General features: G+C 57.8%; 18 protein-coding genes. 5 read left to right on the top strand and 13 right to left on the bottom strand.

Annotated elements, in window-relative coordinates; all coding sequences use genetic code 11:
* Positions 1–51 precede the first annotated feature (51 nt).
* The gene (gene hpt / locus CU100_RS23340; protein WP_106719043.1) at positions 52–588 is read right to left on the bottom strand and encodes a hypoxanthine phosphoribosyltransferase; all 537 of its coding nucleotides are present in this window, start codon (positions 586–588) and stop codon (positions 52–54) included.
* Positions 589–745: 157 nt separating this feature from the next.
* A complete protein-coding gene (locus CU100_RS23335; RefSeq protein ID WP_106719042.1) occupies positions 746–1,126 on the bottom strand; it encodes a hypothetical protein in 381 nt (126 codons plus the stop codon).
* 183 nt (positions 1,127–1,309) lie between these two features.
* On the opposite strand from CU100_RS23335, the gene ftsE reads away from it, so the two are divergent.
* From ftsE to CU100_RS23310, 4 genes are all read left to right on the top strand, one after another.
* On the top strand, positions 1,310–1,969 hold the full coding sequence (gene ftsE / locus CU100_RS23330; protein WP_106719223.1) for a cell division ATP-binding protein FtsE: 660 nt from the start codon (positions 1,310–1,312) through the stop codon (positions 1,967–1,969).
* A gap of 46 nt (positions 1,970–2,015) precedes the next feature.
* Positions 2,016–2,960: a cell division protein FtsX gene (locus CU100_RS23325; protein WP_407070375.1), complete on the top strand. Its 945-nt coding sequence runs from the start codon at positions 2,016–2,018 to the stop codon at positions 2,958–2,960.
* 103 nt (positions 2,961–3,063) lie between these two features.
* Positions 3,064–3,738, top strand: coding sequence for a YdcF family protein (locus tag CU100_RS23320; RefSeq protein WP_245419212.1), 675 nt, complete (start codon positions 3,064–3,066; stop codon positions 3,736–3,738).
* A 420-nt stretch (positions 3,739–4,158) separates the two neighbouring features.
* Positions 4,159–4,944, top strand: coding sequence for a lysophospholipid acyltransferase family protein (locus CU100_RS23310; protein ID WP_106719039.1), 786 nt, complete (start codon positions 4,159–4,161; stop codon positions 4,942–4,944).
* A 259-nt stretch (positions 4,945–5,203) separates the two neighbouring features.
* On the opposite strand, the gene CU100_RS23305 is transcribed toward CU100_RS23310, so the two are convergent.
* From CU100_RS23305 to CU100_RS23250, 11 genes are all read right to left on the bottom strand, one after another.
* Entirely contained in the window at positions 5,204–7,690 is a 2,487-nt protein-coding gene (locus CU100_RS23305) for an alpha/beta hydrolase family protein (protein ID WP_106719038.1), read from the bottom strand.
* Between the two features lie 368 nt (positions 7,691–8,058).
* Complete coding sequence (locus CU100_RS23295) at positions 8,059–9,987, bottom strand: DEAD/DEAH box helicase (RefSeq protein WP_106719036.1); 1,929 nt, start codon at positions 9,985–9,987, stop codon at positions 8,059–8,061.
* A 150-nt stretch (positions 9,988–10,137) separates the two neighbouring features.
* Entirely contained in the window at positions 10,138–10,611 is a 474-nt protein-coding gene (locus tag CU100_RS23290) for a YaiI/YqxD family protein (protein ID WP_106719035.1), read from the bottom strand.
* A gap of 5 nt (positions 10,612–10,616) precedes the next feature.
* The gene (locus CU100_RS23285) at positions 10,617–11,240 is read right to left on the bottom strand and encodes an exopolysaccharide biosynthesis protein (RefSeq protein WP_106719034.1); all 624 of its coding nucleotides are present in this window, start codon (positions 11,238–11,240) and stop codon (positions 10,617–10,619) included.
* 114 nt (positions 11,241–11,354) lie between these two features.
* Positions 11,355–12,236, bottom strand: a complete 882-nt coding sequence (locus CU100_RS23280; protein WP_106719033.1) for a 3-hydroxybutyryl-CoA dehydrogenase — start codon at positions 12,234–12,236, stop codon at positions 11,355–11,357.
* Between the two features lie 278 nt (positions 12,237–12,514).
* Entirely contained in the window at positions 12,515–13,444 is a 930-nt protein-coding gene (locus tag CU100_RS23275; RefSeq protein WP_106719032.1) for an electron transfer flavoprotein subunit alpha/FixB family protein, read from the bottom strand.
* 22 nt (positions 13,445–13,466) lie between these two features.
* The gene (locus tag CU100_RS23270; RefSeq protein WP_106719031.1) at positions 13,467–14,216 is read right to left on the bottom strand and encodes an electron transfer flavoprotein subunit beta/FixA family protein; all 750 of its coding nucleotides are present in this window, start codon (positions 14,214–14,216) and stop codon (positions 13,467–13,469) included.
* 182 nt (positions 14,217–14,398) lie between these two features.
* Complete coding sequence (locus CU100_RS23265; RefSeq protein WP_106719030.1) at positions 14,399–15,160, bottom strand: rhomboid family intramembrane serine protease; 762 nt, start codon at positions 15,158–15,160, stop codon at positions 14,399–14,401.
* 33 nt (positions 15,161–15,193) lie between these two features.
* A complete protein-coding gene (locus CU100_RS23260) occupies positions 15,194–15,775 on the bottom strand; it encodes a cob(I)yrinic acid a,c-diamide adenosyltransferase (protein ID WP_106719029.1) in 582 nt (193 codons plus the stop codon).
* Between the two features lie 74 nt (positions 15,776–15,849).
* Entirely contained in the window at positions 15,850–16,047 is a 198-nt protein-coding gene (locus tag CU100_RS23255) for a twin transmembrane helix small protein (protein WP_106719028.1), read from the bottom strand.
* Between the two features lie 43 nt (positions 16,048–16,090).
* Positions 16,091–16,924 carry an SDR family oxidoreductase gene (locus CU100_RS23250; protein ID WP_106719027.1) on the bottom strand — a complete coding sequence of 278 codons (834 nt, stop codon included), beginning with the start codon at positions 16,922–16,924 and terminating at the stop codon, positions 16,091–16,093.
* 313 nt (positions 16,925–17,237) lie between these two features.
* Here CU100_RS23250 and CU100_RS23245 point away from each other — a divergent pair, with 313 nt between their 5' ends.
* Positions 17,238–17,615, top strand: a complete 378-nt coding sequence (locus tag CU100_RS23245; protein ID WP_106719026.1) for a hypothetical protein — start codon at positions 17,238–17,240, stop codon at positions 17,613–17,615.
* The last annotated feature ends 74 nt before the right edge of the window (positions 17,616–17,689 follow it).

The following is a 17,689-nucleotide window of genomic DNA, read 5'->3' as shown; positions in this document are numbered from 1 at the left end:
ACCGCGGATGCCGATCATCTCTCCCACAAGGGGGGAGATCGACATCGCAAGCTACTCGGTGACTACACCCACATAGGGCAGTTGCCGGAAAGAGTGGCCGACATCCATGCCATATCCCACGACAAAATAATCCGGGCATTCGAAGCCCTTGAAATCGGCCTCTATGTCGGTCTTCCGCTTGACGCTCTTGTCGAGAAGAACGGCGATCGAAACGCTGCGGGCGCCGCGCTGCAGCATCAGCTCGCGGGTGAATTTCAGTGTCTTTCCCGATTCGAGAATGTCGTCGATCAACAGCACGTCGCGGCCGTGCACGTCGCTGTCTATATCCCGGAGAAGCCGCACCTCGGTGCTCTCGGTGCCCTTGCCGTAGCTCGAGACCGTGATGAACTCCACGTCCGGCTCCGCTCCTGCATCATGCATGGCGCGGATGAGGTCGGCGGCAAAAATGAACGATCCCTTGAGGATGGAGATGACCAGCAAGTTTTCGAAATTGCGCGCTACGATTGCCTTCGCCAGCTCGAGATTCCGTGCCGCGATGGTCTCGGCGCTGAAAAGTACGTCAATATTCTTACCGCCGACTTTTGGCATGCAGTTCTTCCTGATTGAGAGCCCGAAGGATATTCTGCCGTGGCGGCCCTGACTGCAACCGCTATAGCCCGATCGCTGCCGGCAAATCCAGTGCCGGTCCAAAATTCAGGTCATGCGAGTTTTGCAGCCAGGTCGCTCGAAACTCCAGGGTTTAGACCTAGCGGGCCGGTTCGTTCCCGTGCTCGATCGACCCCGTTGTCATGGATGCATCGATCATCGGTGCGCTTGCGGACGGGCCGTTCGCGACCAAGACGTGACCGCCCGAAATCCAGAAGACCGATCCTGCAACCAGAGCGACCATTAGCCAATAACCGAAACCGGGCGCACGTCTGCCGGCTGTTTCCGAAGCCTGCAATATCGTCATCGCCTCGTCGCTCGGCAACAGAAGCTGCCACGTATCAGCACCCGCTTGACTGCTGGCACGGCGCGGCGCCAGGCTTTCGAAGCTCGCGTCCTCGGCACCGTCTCTGTCCATGCAGGAAGCGGCTTCGCCGGTGGACGAGGTGGAGGCAGATTGCGGATTGTCGTTGGCTTCCATGGTATCGATCTTTGCGAACGGTTTTTCGGGCAGCCTCCATCATGCAGGCAACTTGTTCCGAATCATGGCGAACCGTAACCGATAAAAATTAATGTTTCGGTCACAACTGAGCGCGTTTGATGGGTGGTCAAAGCGATCCACACAAAATAGAACATGCATGGATATGAGATCGGAAAGCTACGCTTGATTCGCTTTGAGAATGTCGGTTTGCGGTATGGAATGGGTCCGGAGGTTCTGCGCGACGTCAGCCTTCACATTTCACCGAGGTCGTTCCAGTTTCTGACCGGCCCGTCGGGCGCCGGCAAGACATCCCTGCTGCGCCTGTTGTTCATGACGCTGAAGCCGACGCGCGGCCTGATCAACGTATTCGGCAAGGATATCGCGACGATTTCGTCGAAGGAAATGCCGCTGCTGCGGCGGCGGATCGGCGTTGTCTTCCAGGATTTCCGCCTGCTCGACCACATGACGACCTATCAGAATGTCGCGCTGCCGTTGCGTGTGCGCGGCAAGGAAGAGGCGACCTACCGGGCCGAAGTGGAAGAGCTTCTGGACTGGGTGGGCCTTGGCGAGCGCATGCATGTTCTGCCGCCAGTGCTTTCCGGCGGTGAAAAGCAGCGCGCGGCAATCGCGCGTGCGCTGATTGACCAGCCCGAGATCCTGCTGGCGGATGAACCGACCGGCAACGTGGATCCGCCGCTGGCGAGACGTCTTCTGCGGCTTTTCGGCGAGTTGAACCGATCGGGCACGGCGGTGGTCATCGCAACTCACGACCTGACCCTGATGGACCAGATCAATGCGCGCCGGATGATCCTCGACCAGGGAAGGCTCGATGTCTATGATTGATGCCGCCCGGATAAAATATCTGGCGCTCGATCTGTTCGGGCGGGGCATGGAGCGGTTTCGCGCCACGAGCGGCCAGGCTCCCATCGTTCCCGCCGGCAATGTGGTTGGCCACGCCCTGATGATCGTCATCGCCATCATGACTTTCCTTGCCTGCCTCACCATCGGCGCGGTCAGTCTCGTTCAATCGACCGCCGCGACCTGGCAGAGCCAGATATCGACCGAAGCCACCATCCAGATACGCCCGGTCGAGGGCCAGGACATGGAGGCGCTGCTCAACGAGGCAAGCACCATCGCGCAGGGTTTTTCCGGCGTGAAATCGACGCGCATCGTCGACCGCGCCGCCACCGAGCGCCTGCTGGAGCCATGGCTCGGGACCGGGCTCGACATCGACGAACTGCCAGTGCCCCGGCTGGTTATCGTGACGCTCGACGAAGCGTCTCCGCCAAATTTCGCCGCTCTTCGCACGGCGCTGGTCAAGGAGGTTCCGGGTGCGAGTTTCGACGATCACCGCAATTGGGTCGACCGTCTCGTATCCATGGCGCGCTCGACTGTCCTGATCGGCACGGCGGTGCTTGCACTCGTCGTGGCAGCGACCGTGCTGACCGTCATCTTCGCGACGCGCGGGGCGATGGCCGGCAACGGACACATTATCGAGGTGCTGCATTTCATCGGTGCGGAACAGAAATTCGTGGCGCGTCAATTCGAGCGGCATTTCTTCTGGACTGCACTCAAGGGCGCAGCATGCGGCGGAGCACTGGCAATCATCATTTTCCTGTGCATCGGGTGGTGGTCGTCCCATAATCTGGCAACGCCCGAGGCGGACCAGGCAACAGCGTTGTTTGGCAATTTCTCCATCGGATCCGGCGGTTATACGGGCGTGGTTCTCATCATACTCGCCGTCAGCATCTTGACCATGATTACAACACGAATGACAGTCATAGCCCATTTAAGACGAGTCGACGGGCGCAGCGGCGAAAGCCACGAAACCTGAACGGCCACTACTTCATTTTAACGACTGAATTTTATATTATCTCGAGCAAGGCGAATTTCGATCCATCATGGACGGCGCAAACGACAGCAAGCAGACTGATCACATGGCTACGGGCCGCGCGGACCGAATGCTTTCATTCGTGCGCCGGCGGGTGGTGCTGCCGCTGTTCATCATCTGCATCGCCGGTATAGTCCTGTTCACTGGCGGCTTCATCTTTTTTGCCGATCGCGTGACGACGCTGGAGCCACCGGACCTGACACGGGCTGCCGATGGGATCGTGGTGCTGACTGGCGGCTATTCCCGCATCGAAGGAGCGCTCGACCTTCTCAAGAACAAGCGGGGAGAGCGCCTGTTCATCAGCGGTGTGCATCCGACCACCAATCGCAGTCAGTTGCAGCGCGTGACCGGCGGCGACGCCACCCTGTTCGAGTGTTGCGTCGACATCGATCGCTCGGCGATGGACACGGTCGGCAATGCTGCCGAAAGCGTAAAATGGGCGCACTCCAATCGCTACAAGCGCGTGATTGTCGTCACGAACAATTATCATATCCCGCGCACGATGGTGGAACTGCGGCGCGTGTCGCAGGACATCGAGTTCATCCCCTATCCGATCATCAATACGAATTTGCGCGACGGCGACTGGATTACACGCGGCATGGTGCTGCGGGTGCTACTGGTCGAATATATCAAATATATCGGCGCCGAAATCCGCTCGCGTCTTCCTGCAAGCTTTGCCGGACTGGCGGGATCGGTGCGCAACAGCCTGCCGTCGTTTTGAGAGTTCACGGCAGCGCCGCATTGGTATAGGAAGGCCGCAGGCCAACCCAGAGTCCCGACCTGAGAGCCTCTTGCGACACTATTGACGTGTTCTGCCGGAGGAATTTGTGGACAAGGTCAAGAGGTATGGCGAGGCCGATGCCTTTCCTCGGACGATGCCGAAGCCCGATGGATTTGGTTCGAATTCTCCCGGCCCACTGATCGAACCGCGTTTTCTGCGAAACGCGGTTAATTCGATCAGCGGGTTTAAAAGCTTGTTGGTTTGCGAAAGCAAACCAACGGCTGGGTTTCCGGCTGGCGGCCAACCACTTTGTCAGGCGGCGTGGGACGATGGAAAAGCATCGACCTCGCCACCTTCCGCGTGGATCGCCTCGCCATCCGAGAAACAGAACTACGCCAATATTGTCGCAAGAGGCTCTTAATGACGATCATTCGATCACTCGCCTTCAACACGCTCTTCTACCTGAATCTGATCGTCCAGATGATCATCTTCACGCCCTACTATTTCCTGAGCCCGCGCAAGCAGGCGTGGAGCGTTCCGAAAAACTGGGCACGCTCGAACTTGTGGCTGCAAAAAGCGGTCGTCGGCACGGACCTTGAAATCGAAGGGCTGGAGAACATACCGGACGGTCCGTATATCTGCGCGCCGAAGCACCAATCCTTCTGGGACACCTATGCCTTCCTGCCGCATATCGACGACCCGGTCTATATCCTCAAGCGGGAGCTGACGTGGATTCCGCTGTTCGGCTGGTACATCCAGAAGATGAAAATGGTGCCTATCGATCGCGGCAAGCGTTCGGCGGCCATGAAAATGGCGGTCAGGGGCGCGCGCGCGGCTGTCGCGGGAGGCCGGCAGCTGATGATCTATCCCGAGGGCACGCGTACGTCACCCGGCGCGCCGCCGCATTACAAATATGGCGTTGCGCATATCTATGGCGAACTTGGCGTGCCTGTCGTTCCGATAGCACATAATGCCGGCCTCTATTGGCCGCGGCGCAAGTTCATGCGCTATCCCGGGGTAATCCGCTGCCGGATCCTGCCGCCTATCCAGCCCGGCCTGGACAATGATGCCTTCCTCGAAAAGCTCGAAGAGGTCACCGAAGCCGCTTGCGACGAGCTCCTGATCGAAGCGGCGAAATCGGAAAATCCGCCGCCCATGCCGCCAACAGCGGTGCAGCGGCTGAAAGAACTCGGGGTGGGTGCCTAGAGCCTTTCAGGTGAACGTACCCCCCTCCGTCATCCTCGGGCTTGACCCGAGGACCCATTGGGGTGTCCAGCACTGCGTTCTTGTTTCTTCGAGAAAGTGTGGGTCCTCGGGTCAAGCCCGAGGATGACGGAAGGGGATGCGATGACAGAAAGGTGGCGGACGAGAGTATGTCTCGGTCGCAACCTGAACCCTCTATAGCGCCCCCCGGCCTTGCGGTCCCACCCTCCCCGTCAAGGGGAGGGTGAAGCTTGCGACACTCCTATTTCCCGGCGAGCTTTTGTGCCGGCTTGTCCCGGCCAAGGTTCTGAAGCTCGATATCGGTAATCGCCACCTTGCCGCCCTCCTTGGGGAAGACGAGTTTCAACTCCTTGAGGTTGTTGGTATCGACACCCTCGAAGGCGGCAAGCGGGATGGCGACCATGTTCATGAGGATCTTCACCTCGCCCTGATAGGCGAAGGCTGCATCGTCGGGATGGTCAACCAGTGGTCGGCCGTCCGCCTTTGCTCTTGGTGCATTGTAGAGCGCATTGCTGAAATCGCTTGCCGTCAAGGTTGCAGTCCTGCTCGCGCCGTCAGTTAGTGTGACCAGTACCTCCTGGCCCATGGGGCGCACCACGCCAATGCGGAAGGTAAGCGAATCCATGCCTCTTGCAGAAAGTCCCCTCAGGTCGGTGACGACCGAGGCATTTGGCGCAGACCAGGCAAGTTGAAGATGATCGGCAATGGACAATAAATCGAATGCGTCCAGTCTGGCTGGAGTGCATATGCCACTCGCGCTGTAGTCTCCGCCTATCGGCATGTCGCAGCGCGCGGAGCCGGTGAAGCCGTTCAGACTGAGTGTCCCGCCAAGTTCGTTGCGGTCGGTGCTGTCATCCCGCTCGAAACGCGCAATCAGCTTGCGGCGGGTGGCATCCTTTTGGACCGTCAAGATGATGCGTTCGTCGCAAGGGCCGTCCGTCGATGGGCAGGCGGCGTTTGGCAATTGCGCTGTCCCATTCCAGTAGGCTGCGAACTTCTGCTCCCCGCCCACATGATATCGCATGAAGGAATTGATCAGGAAGCTGCCGCCACGGCGCTGATCAACCCGGTTAAGGCGAATGGAGCCCGGCCGGCTTGCCGAACAATATCCTGTCCCTGAGGTTGATGAGTCATCGTCCCTCCATTCCGTATTGTAGAAATTGTGATTTGCACCAAAAACTTGGATTTGATAGCGCGGCGCCATATCCGTAACAGGGCCAATGCGGTTGTGGTCGAAAGATCGTGCGCCATATAGACCGCTCACATCGCCGTCGCAAGTTGGCAGCAAATTGGCCAAGGGGACATTATTTACACCGAGGTTATTGTTGTTATCCATCGGGGCGAGCATGAACGCTGCCTTGAAGTCGTAAGGTGCGATGGTTTCCCGAGTTGCTGCGTAGAAAATGTTGTATTTCTTAACGGCCTCCGTGAATTTGGCATCGTCAATACTTGCAGGCACTATCCTTGCCGCTTTTGCCTCTACCGCCGGAATAGTCATGGCGGGTTTGAACGCGGCTGCCAGTTCAGGAAAAAATTGCGCGTAGACCGAAGGATTTGCGCTCAGAATTGCTTTTGTGGATTCCACGTCAGGTAGCGCAAATTGATACTTGTCATACGCGGCCCTAAATTTCTCCTCGTCAATTCCGGCAGGCACGATCGTCTCAGGTTTCGGCTCTACGGCCGGTTGTGTAGATGCCGGTATTACTGCATTTAGAAGATCTTTGTATGACCTGTACAGTAATATCGCGCTTATCTTAGTGCTGTCGTAGCCGAATTTGCCCCAGTACTCATCGTCGAGCCGTTCTGTCGCGGCAAAAGCCAAATCTTCCGCACTGATTGCCTTTATTATCGCACTGTATTCGATGGCCACGTCCTTCAGATCAGCTTCGTGAACGCTAACCCTCGTCTGATTGTACTTTATTGCATTCGACACACCTTGGCCGCCACGGGAATGACCCATAATGCCAATGCGAGTGAAGTCGAGTTTACCCTTCAAGACGTTAAGGGCCCCTTCCTGGCCCTTCTTGTCGATCTCGCGCAGGCGGTCGAGCGTGCCGAGGATCAACTGCGCTCGTGCTTGACCGCTCCAATCTCCGTCGCCAGCACCGGCCATGTAGTTTACGAATGTGCCATCAAGCGAGACTACTACATAACCATGGCTGGCCAATTCCTCGGCGAGATAATCATATCCCTTATAGCTCGGGTCGATCAGATCATGGTTGCCATGCTCAAACACGATGACAGGGAAACGCGTGGGTGCTTGTTTGCTGAGGGCTTCCTGTGGATAGCGTACCCAGCCTTGAATGGGCACGATGAGAGCCTTGTCATCCTTAGATGAGGCAAGCCCGAATGCATTAGAAGCAACGAGATTACCGAGATCATAGTGCATCTCCGGCGATGAGCGGAATGTCGCACCGCCTGCCGTATCGGGTGCGATTTCGGTGAAGCGTCCGACTTTTGCCGGCAGCGGAGTGGCAAGGCCTCCCGTCGTGACCGGATCGCCTGCCGGCTTGCCGACGGTTACGGTTCCCTTGACCGGCTCGTCCTTCGGGTCGAGCTTCGGTGTCTCGACCACCGCCTTCGTGGCCACCGGATCGAATGTCGAGCCGGAAACAGGCGCCTTGTCCTCGTTACAGCCTGATAAAGCGGCAGCAAGCAGCGCCGATATGCACGCTGTTTGTGCAAGTTTGCACGCGAAACGCGTGTTTGGTTTCAACCATTGCGTCATTGTAAATATTCCTCAACTAGAGGTCGCATTCTTTGAAATAGTCGACCGTGAAAAGACAAAAAATATGGGATGGCAAATAGTCATGCGCCGACACGAATTCATGCGCACAGGCTCACATCAATCGACAAAGCAATGATCGTGCCAGTTCTGTCGGGGTTCTCGCCCTCTCCTCCGGCCTTCGGGCCACCTTCTCCCGTTTTGGGAGAAGAAAGCACGCCGGCGTTTCCACCCTTCCTTTCCAGGCAGAGGCTGGCACGAAGGGGGTAGTGAAAGGCGGCGCGCTTCAGCAGTTCCTGGTAAGATATCCGGCATAAAAAAAGCTCCATCGCGAGATGGAGCTTTATTAAAAACAAATGAACGGGGCTGATTTACTCAGTTCCACCTGCCGCGGCTTTGCGCGCCTTCTTGGCTTTGTACTTGTCAAAGCCATGCAGTTCGCCGGGTTTGCGCTCTTTTGGCGTTTTCTTCGGTTTCTCAGGCTTTTCGGCGGTCCAGCCTTCCGGCTTTGCCTTTGCTGGCTTGGCCGCCCAATCGGCCCTCGGCTTCTCATCATTGGAGCGCGGCTTGCGATTGTCGAATTCGCGCTTCTCGCCGAACTGCTTCTTCGGCTTGAAATCACCGCGTGGCGCGGCATGGCCGGGGCCTTCGCTACGCGTGATGTTCACGCCCTTTTCGCCCGTACCATATTGTTTGATACGCGCCATGAAGGCATCGGCTTTGCTCGCGGTAATCTCGAACCGCGTCTCCGTCTCGAGGATCTTGATCGAGCCGACATCGGTCTTGGTAATGTCGCCCGCCTTGCAGATCAGCGGCAGGAGCCAGCGCGGCTCGGCGCGCTGCTTGCGGCCGACACTCAAGGAGAACCATGCGCCGCTTTCGAACTCGACGAAACGATCCGGGCGCGATGCGCGCTCGCCGCGACCCGGGCGATCCTCGAAGCTGCCCTTGCGACCGGAGTCGCGAATGGGCTCGAGTACATGGGACGGCGTATTCGACAGTTCTTCCGGTGCAGGACGTGCAGCCATCTGCTGGCGCAACCAGGCGGCGGCGATCTGTTCGGGAGAATGCAGGCCGAGCAGTTCCGCGACATAGCCGCTCTCTTCTTCCGTCATGACTTCCGTCAGCGAAGGATCGTTGAGAATGCGGTCATGGTTGCGCTTGTTGATGGCATCAGCGTCCGGCGGCGGCACCATCGTCGTCGACAGTTTGGCACCCTGCAACAGGCGCTCTGCGGTGCGGCGGCGCGAAGCCGGCACGATCAGCACGCAGATACCCTTGCGGCCAGCACGTCCGGTACGACCGGAGCGGTGCAAAAGCGTTTCGGAATTGTTCGGCAGGTCAGCATGGATGACGAGGTCGAGATTGGGGAGGTCGATACCGCGCGCCGCAACGTCGGTTGCGACGCAAACGCGGGCACGTCCATCGCGCATGGCCTGCAGGGCGTTGGTGCGTTCCGCCTGGCTGAGTTCGCCCGAAAGGGAGACGACAGAAAAGCCGCGATTGGACAGGCGGCTGGTCAGGTGTTTCACCGCCTCGCGGGTCGACCCGAAAATGATGGTGTTTTGCGCATCATAGAAGAGCAGGGAATTGATGATGGCGTTTTCGCGCTCACGCGGGGCAACCGGCATGATGTGGTATTCGATATCGGCGTGCTGCTCGCGGTCGCTCGTGGCGGAGATGCGCAGGGCGTCTTTCTGGAACTGCTTGGCGAGGAGGGCAATCGGTTTTGGTACCGTCGCCGAGAACATCAGGGTGCGGCGGTCCTTCGGTGCTTCGCCGAGTATGAATTCGAGGTCTTCGCGGAACCCGAGGTCGAGCATCTCGTCGGCTTCATCGAGAACGACCGCGCGCAGTTCCTTCATGTCGAGTGAACCGCGGGTGATGTGATCGCGCAGACGGCCGGGTGTACCGACCACGATATGCGCACCCTGTTGCAGCGCACGGCGCTCCTTGGTCATGTCCATTCCGCCAACGCAGGACGCAATGCGCGCGCCGGTCGGCTCATAAAGCCATTCGAGTTCGCGGCGAACCTGCAATGCCAGTTCGCGCGTCGGCGCGATGACGAGCGCATAAGGAGCGCCGATGGACGTGAAGCGGTCTTCGCCTTCAAGCAAGGTCGGTGCAATGGCGATACCGAAGGCGACGGTCTTGCCGGAGCCGGTCTGGGCGGAGACAAGAAGATCAGCGCCTTTCGCCTCGGGCGCCAGAACAGCGGTCTGCACCGGCGTCAGGGTCTCGTAGCCACGGGCTGCCAATGCACCGGACAATGCCGGGGCGATAGAATCAAAAATAGTCATCGATGAACTTTCAGTGCTGGTTTGGGCGTGTGTTCGGCTCGGCGTCAATGGGAGCACGAGCGGCACGCATGTAGCTTTGTTGCGCTCTCGTAGAGCCTGCGACGCGTTCCGTCAATGCCAAGAAACGCATAGCTCCCATCCGCACTCCCCTCAGGAGGTGAAGCCCGCACGTTTCAAACGCACAATAGCGAGGTCGAGCGCGGAAAGAAAGCTTGAACGATCCTTCGGTGAAAAGGGCCGGGGACCGCCGGTGATCTGGCCGGCGGATCGCAGCTCATCCATGAGGTTTCTCGTGGCAAGCGTGTTGCCGATGGAGGCTTCGGTAAAGGCTCTGCCAGTCGGGGAGATGGCGTCTGCCCCCGCCTTGACGCAACGACTGGCCAGCGGAATGTCGGCGGTGACCACGACATCGCCGCGGGATACCCGCTCGGCGATCCAGTCGTCGGCCGCATCGAATCCATCGCCGACGATGACGCGCTCGATCATTGGATCGCGCGGAATGGCCATCATCGAATTGGAAACGACGAAAACCTTGACGCCATAGCGTTCGGCCACACGATAGACTTCCGCCTTTACCGGACAGGCGTCGGCGTCGACATAGATCGTGATCTTCTTCTCTTCCATGCTTCTCAACCGAAAATGTGCAGGGCGGCGAGACCAACCGACGCCCCAAGACCGATGGCGATGCCAGCCGCGAGTGCTGCCACCAGAAGCCCGGTGCCAAGCCAGACGCCGTCCTGCTCGCCAAGCCCGATCGACAGCAGGATGATGCTGAGGGCAGGCAACTGATTGATGATCGGAACAGGCAGGATGACGATCAGCGACATCAGCAGCGCCACGATGCTGACGCCGCGCTCCACAAGCGTTTGCGGCACGAACCAATAGCGCGGGCGCGCCAGCTTTTCAAAGCGGACGAGCATAGGCTCAATCCTCGCAATGAACCGACGATAGGTTTCGGAGCGCATCGACTTGCGCCGCATGAATGCCGGAAACCATGGCTGTTCAAGACCGATCATCATCTGGATCGAGAGCAGCACCAGCGGAATGCCGAAAATCGTCGAAGTTCCCGGAGGCAGCGGCACAAGATTAAGCGCTGCAAAAAGGATCATCAACGCGCCGAAACTCCGTTCGGACAAGGCTTCAAGAATGTCGTCCAGCGATATTCGTCCCTCCCGGCTCGCACCGATCTCGACAAGCACTCTGGACAAGCGCCGCGTATCCGGGCCGCGTGGCGCGCTATCGTCGCCGATCATCGATATTCACGCTCTGACGGCCTGCAAATGGCGCTTTTGCGCACTCCAGCGCCCGAAACCCGCCGTTTTCGCCGCGTCATGGCATCAACCTCAACAATCATGCGTTGAGCACATTCAGCGGGTCGGAACGGGATGTTCGCCGCGATAATCATAGAAGCCACGGCCGGCCTTGCGTCCGAGCCAGCCCGCTTCGACATATTTTACCAGCAGCGGGCAGGGGCGATATTTGGAATCCGCGAGACCATCATACAATACCTGCATGATCGAAAGGCACGTATCGAGGCCGATGAAATCAGCCAGCTGCAATGGGCCCATCGGGTGGTTTGCGCCGAGTTTCATCGCCGTATCGATGGCATCGACCGAGCCTACGCCCTCATAGAGCACGTAGATGGCTTCGTTGATCATCGGCAAAAGGATGCGATTGACGATAAAGGCCGGAAAATCCTCCGAGACGGTGATGGTTTTGTCGAGGCTGGCGACAAACTCTCGCGCGGTCTCGAACGTAATGTTCTCTGTTGCGATGCCGCGAATAAGCTCGACCAGATGCATCACCGGAACCGGATTCATGAAGTGAATGCCGATGAAACGTTCCGGGCGATCGGTTGTCGCGGCCAGTCGCGTGATCGATATGGACGATGTATTGGTGGCGAGGATAGCCTCCGGATTGAGGTTCGGACAAAGCTGCGCGAATATCTTGCGCTTTACGGTCTCGTCTTCCGTCGCAGCCTCGATGGCAAGATCGACGCCGGAAAGGTCCTCCATCCGCATTGCCGGGCGGATGCGCGACATTCCCTTGACGCGTTGCGCTTCCTCGAGCTTCCCGTGGGAAACCTGGCGAGCCATGTTGCCGTTGACCGTGGCGAGCGCCTTTTCGATCTGCTCGGCTGACTGATCGTGGATCAAAACATCGTATCCAGCCAAAGCGCAGACATGAGCGATACCGCTGCCCATTTGTCCGGCGCCGATAATGCCTACGGTCTTGATCGATCCAGCCATGTTTCCATCCAATTTTTTATTTGTAGCACACAAAGTAAATGGCCGGGATAGCGTTCGTCTACCCCGGCCATCAGAAAATGTCGATTATCTCCCCCTCTGCGGGGGAGAAAGCGATTTCAGCATCTTAGCCCTTGCCAAGTGCTAGAAATCGCCAGAGAGGGGATAGTGGATGATGGCTTCAATCCCCTCTCTTGATTTTCTAAGGATTTAGCGAAGGGCTAAATCCAAGAAAATCCTATCTCTCCCACAAGAAGGGGAGAGATAAGGCTGCGGCTTTCTCAGAGCGCTTTTTCAAGCTCAGGCAATAGAACGAAGAGATCACCGACGAGGCCATAATCAGCAACCTGGAAGATCGGAGCTTCCTCGTCCTTGTTGATGGCGACGATGACCTTGGAATCCTTCATGCCGGCAAGATGCTGGATCGCGCCGGAAATGCCGACAGCGATATAGAGATCCGGTGCAACCACCTTGCCGGTCTGGCCGACCTGCCAATCATTGGGAGCGTAGCCCGCGTCCACCGCGGCGCGCGATGCACCAACGGCCGCCCCGAGCTTATCGGCAACAGGAAGAATGACTTCCTTGAACTTCTCGTTCGAACCGAGGGCGCGACCGCCGGAAATGATGATCCGCGCCGAGGTCAACTCAGGACGGTCGCCGCCGGAAAGCTTGGCCTCGACAAACTTGGAAAGGCCGGGATTTGCTGCTGCGGAGACGTTTTCGACCGGAGCCGATCCGCCTTCACCGGCCGCCGCAAAGGTTGCGGTGCGTACGGTGATGACCTTCTTGGCATCGGTCGCCTGTACGGTCTGAAGGGCATTGCCGGCATAGATCGGGCGCTTGAACGTATCGGGCGAGATCACCTCGATGATGTCCGAGACCTGCATGACGTCGAGCAGGGCTGCAACGCGAGGCAGGATGTTCTTGCCGTTGGTGGTCGCCGCAGCGATGATCGTGTCGTAGTCACCGGCGAGCGAAACGATGAGTGCTGCGCTTGCTTCAGCAAGGCGGTTCGCCAGGTCGTCGCTATCTGCGAGCAGAACTTTCTTGACACCTGCGAGCCTTGCAGCCTGCTCGGCAACGCCCGTGGCACCTTTGCCTGCGATGAGCACATGCACATCGGAGCCGATGGCAAGGGCTGCCGTCAGAGCCTTGGCGGTCTGGTCGGAAAGGGTCTCGTTATCGTGTTCGGCAAAAAGAAGAATAGCCATTTTATTGTCCTTTCCTTTGTATTCAGAGAACGCCGGCTTCGTTCTTCAGCTTGCTGACGAGTTCTGCCACATCCTTGACCTTTACACCCGCCTTGCGGCCACCCGGCTCCTCGGTCTTCAGGACGTTGAGGCGCGGCTTGGTGTCGACGCCGTAATCTGCGGCGGATTTTTCGTCCAGCGGCTTCTTCTTCGCCTTCATGATGTTCGGCAGCGAGGCATAGCGCGGCTGGTTCAAGCGAAGGTCGGTGGTGACGATCGCCGGCAACGTGATTTCTATGGTCTGCAAACCGCCATCGACTTCGCGCGTCACCTTGGCTGAGCCTTCAGCGAGTTCGACCTTTGAAGCGAATGTGCCCTGGCTCCATCCAAGCAGCGCCGACAGCATCTGGCCGGTCTGATTTGCATCGTCGTCGATAGCCTGCTTGCCGAGAATAACAAGCTGAGGCTGTTCGGCATCGACGACGCCCTTCAGGATCTTGGCAACGGCGAGAGGCTCGACGATATCGTCGACCTTGACCAGGATGCCGCGGTCGGCACCCATGGCGAGAGCAGTGCGAATGGTTTCCTGTGCCTGTGACGGACCGATCGACACGACGACCACTTCCTCGACCTTGCCGGCCTCCTTCAGACGCAGGGCCTCCTCGACCGCAATCTCGTCGAACGGGTTCATCGACATCTTCACATTGGCGAGTTCAACGCCGGAGCCGTCGCCTTTTACCCTGATCTTCACGTTGTAATCGACAACCCGTTTTACCGGTACGAGGACTTTCATGGGGACTCCCTCTCAAAATATGCAAAGGACAGATTTACCTGTCCGGTGAAGGCACCTGCTTGCCGAATGCCGACACGGAGGTGAGAAAAACGACACGCTGGCCCTAAGTTGGGCGGGACCGTAATTACGAGCGACGTAAAGGTCAATCGGCCTGCCGGAGGTTCAACCGATTGAATCACCGATCAGCGGCCCCACTTGACGGGTTCCGCCTCGCGGGTTGCAGGCTCCGGTTGCTTCTCTACAACCACGGCGCGCGGCGAGACGATTGCGCGGTCGAATAATGGCACGCTGCGACGCTTCATGATGACAATCAGCAGGGCGCCGGCGATGATCCCGCCGACATGTGCCGGCCATGATATCTGCTCGCTGCCTCCGAAGACCAGCATCCCAAATTGTGTCAGGACCCACAGCACGAGCGGATAGATGGCGGGGATGCGCAACGGGATACGGCCAAATGCCAGCACCCAGACTTTGACGCGGGGATGAAGCAGGAGATAGGCGGAGACGATGCCGGCAATGGCGCCGGAAGCACCGATCAGGGGTGCTTCCGAAAAGGGCACGATCACGCCGTGCAGAAAGGCCCCGGCGGCAGCACACAGAATATAGAAGATCAGAAACCTTATATGGCCGAGTGCGTCTTCGACATTGTCGCCGAAAACCCACAGGAACAGCATGTTGCCGCCGAGATGGAAGATATCCGCATGGAGAAACGCATAGGTGACGTAGGTGAAATCCGGCGGCACGATGTAGAAATCGACCGGCAGAACCGCCAGGTCATGGACGATGGCGGGTATATAGCCAAGCCCGATGGCCGCGGCTTGCGCGCTGTCGCCGGAAACGCTCATCAACAGGTAGACGACGACGTTGATCACGATCAGCGAAAGTGTCACATATTGCAGCTTGATGTATTTGAGGCTGTTGGCGTCATGCAATGGAATGAACATCGGCGCCGGTTCCTGGATCAGAGATTATAATATCTAGCGATTGTGGCCGGGCACCCATAACACGTCCTTCGCGCCATTGTCATTGACGACGCGCGCCGCGACAAACAGAAAATCCGAGACCCGATTGATGTATTTCAGCGCAGCAGGGGTAACGGTTTCGCCGGGTTTTCCCGCGAGTTCGACCATCTTTCTCTCGGCACGCCGCGCGACAGTGCGTGCGAGATGCAGCGCAGCGGAAGCAGCCGAGCCGCCGGGAAGGACGAAGGAGCGCAGCGGCGCTAGGTCTGCATTCAGCTGGTCGATCTCCGCTTCAAGCCGCAGGACCTGACTGTCGATGATGCGCAGGGGCTCGTAGGGCAGCGTTTGCCCCGTATCGGGCGTTGCAAGATCGGCACCGAGATCGAACAGATCGTTCTGGATGCGCATGAGCATTGTATCGAGCTCGGGGTAATCGCGTTGCGTGTGGAGGCGCGCAAGTCCGACACAGGAATTGGCTTCGTCCACCGTTCCATAAGCCTCGACCCGCAGGTCATGCTTCAGACGCCGTTCGCCACTGCCAAGGCCGGTGGTGCCGTCATCGCCCGTGCGGGTATATATCTTGTTGAGCTTGACCATGAGACAACCCGTCTATCATCTGTTTTTAACGCAATACCGGACGGAAACCGCTCCACACTTTTCCCGGAATTGCTCTAGCCTGCCGAGCGGTGGAAGTAGATCGCGCCGACGATAAGAATGATCGCGATCAACTGCAGGAAAATGCGCAGCTGCATCATCTTGTTGGAGAAATTGGCGTCACCGCCCTTCATCATGTTGCGCAGGCCGACAAGCAGCACAATCGTAACAGCCGCGATTGCGACAAGCGCAAGAAATTTGAAGATGATATCCATTATGTATTCCTTGATCGTCAGACTGTGCTGCAGTCTGCTCCTGTCATGACTGGCTCGCAAGCATGCGATATAGCGCACGTGACGTTAGAAATCTGCGGGCGAAATTCGTTATTCTTGCCGGGTGCGTCACCAGATAATGGGGACGCGGGCGCGGATTTTCCAATGCATCTTTCAAGACCGCATAGACCGCTTCGGGACCGAGCTTGAATCTCGACTTCGTGCCACCGCCTGACAGGCGGGCAATCAGCCTTCGATACTCGTCGCGATGCACCGAGTTTTCGACGTCGATATGCTTTTCGATCTGATGATAGGCGTTCTGCGTGAACCGGGTTGCGATTGCTCCGGGCTCGATCAGCGACACATGAATACCCGCGTCTTCCAGTTCCATCCGCTGTACCAGCATTAGCCCCTCAAGAGCGAACTTGGACGCGACATAGGCCCCGCGCCATTTCATCGGCACAAGGCCGAGGATGGACGAACAATGGACAATACGGCCGTGGCCTTGCCTGCGCATGACAGGCACAAGCTGCCGCGTGAGTTCATGCCAGCCGAAGAAATTGGCATCGAACTGCTCCCGCAGACCGGCGATGGGAAGATCTTCCACGGCGCCGGGCAGCGCGTAGGCGCCATTGTTGAAGAGCGCGTCGAGCGTGCCGCCAGTTTTATCGAGCACGGTCTTGACAAGTGCGGCGATGGAGGCAGGTTCCCGGTAATCGAGATAGTGCGCCGAGAGACCATCTGCCTCAAGTTCCGCTATGTCGGATGTCTGGCGTGCCGTTGCAAAAACTGTCCAGCCGTCAGCCTTCAATGCGCGGGCGCAATGGGCGCCTATCCCGCTGGAACATCCTGTGATCAAAATCGTTCTTGAACGCGTCATGCTTACCGGATGTTTTCAACTGGTTGGACGAGAAGACTTCCCATATTCGCCGTTGCCTTGCAATCGCGAGGTGAGGAAGGTCGCGGAACCGGAGTGATGGCGCTTATGTCCGTTCCGTATGTCGAACAGAACGGGTTGTAGTCCAAATGAGGATGGTGATGCACTAGTAGGTCTGAGTAGCTCAACTAGAAGTGTATCACAAGTTGATCAAGGCTTTATCTTGAAATCTATATTGACAACCTGACTTGCTTTACCGCAATATTATCGAATATTACTTATATTTTGAACCTGTCATTTTTAGTCGGAGAGTTTTATGGGTGAACTGCCTACGATCACAATTACCGATACCTCGGATATTGGTGACATTTTCTCAACTCCATGGCCTTTCGACAGGCCGACAGGCGGTGGCCCGACGCCTCAGGATGTAGCTGCTCACTGGGCGACGCGTGAACGGAATGTCAGCTACTACCTGGAGGGCAAGAAGCTGAGCGCTGCAATCCCGACGTTCTACCAGACGGCTTTTCAATTACGCATGGCCCAGAATATTGATTTGGGCCTTTCGGGCCCGTTCGTCGCGTTCGCGATGGACGTAAATGCCAATGGCGCGAATGATCTACTTGGTATTGCAAATCTGACCACCGGCCAGGTGATGACAAGTATCGACGGTACAAATTGGCGCCAGGGCTGGTAGGCTGAGCTTCATGTGTCTACCAGGGTCGACTGGTTTCGCCGCTGGTTCATCGAGCCCGAAGCTTCCATAAATGC

This window comes from Phyllobacterium endophyticum (assembly GCF_003010935.1).
GTDB classification, from domain to species: domain Bacteria; phylum Pseudomonadota; class Alphaproteobacteria; order Rhizobiales; family Rhizobiaceae; genus Phyllobacterium; species Phyllobacterium endophyticum.
This window is presented reverse-complemented; position numbering and strand designations above follow the sequence as displayed.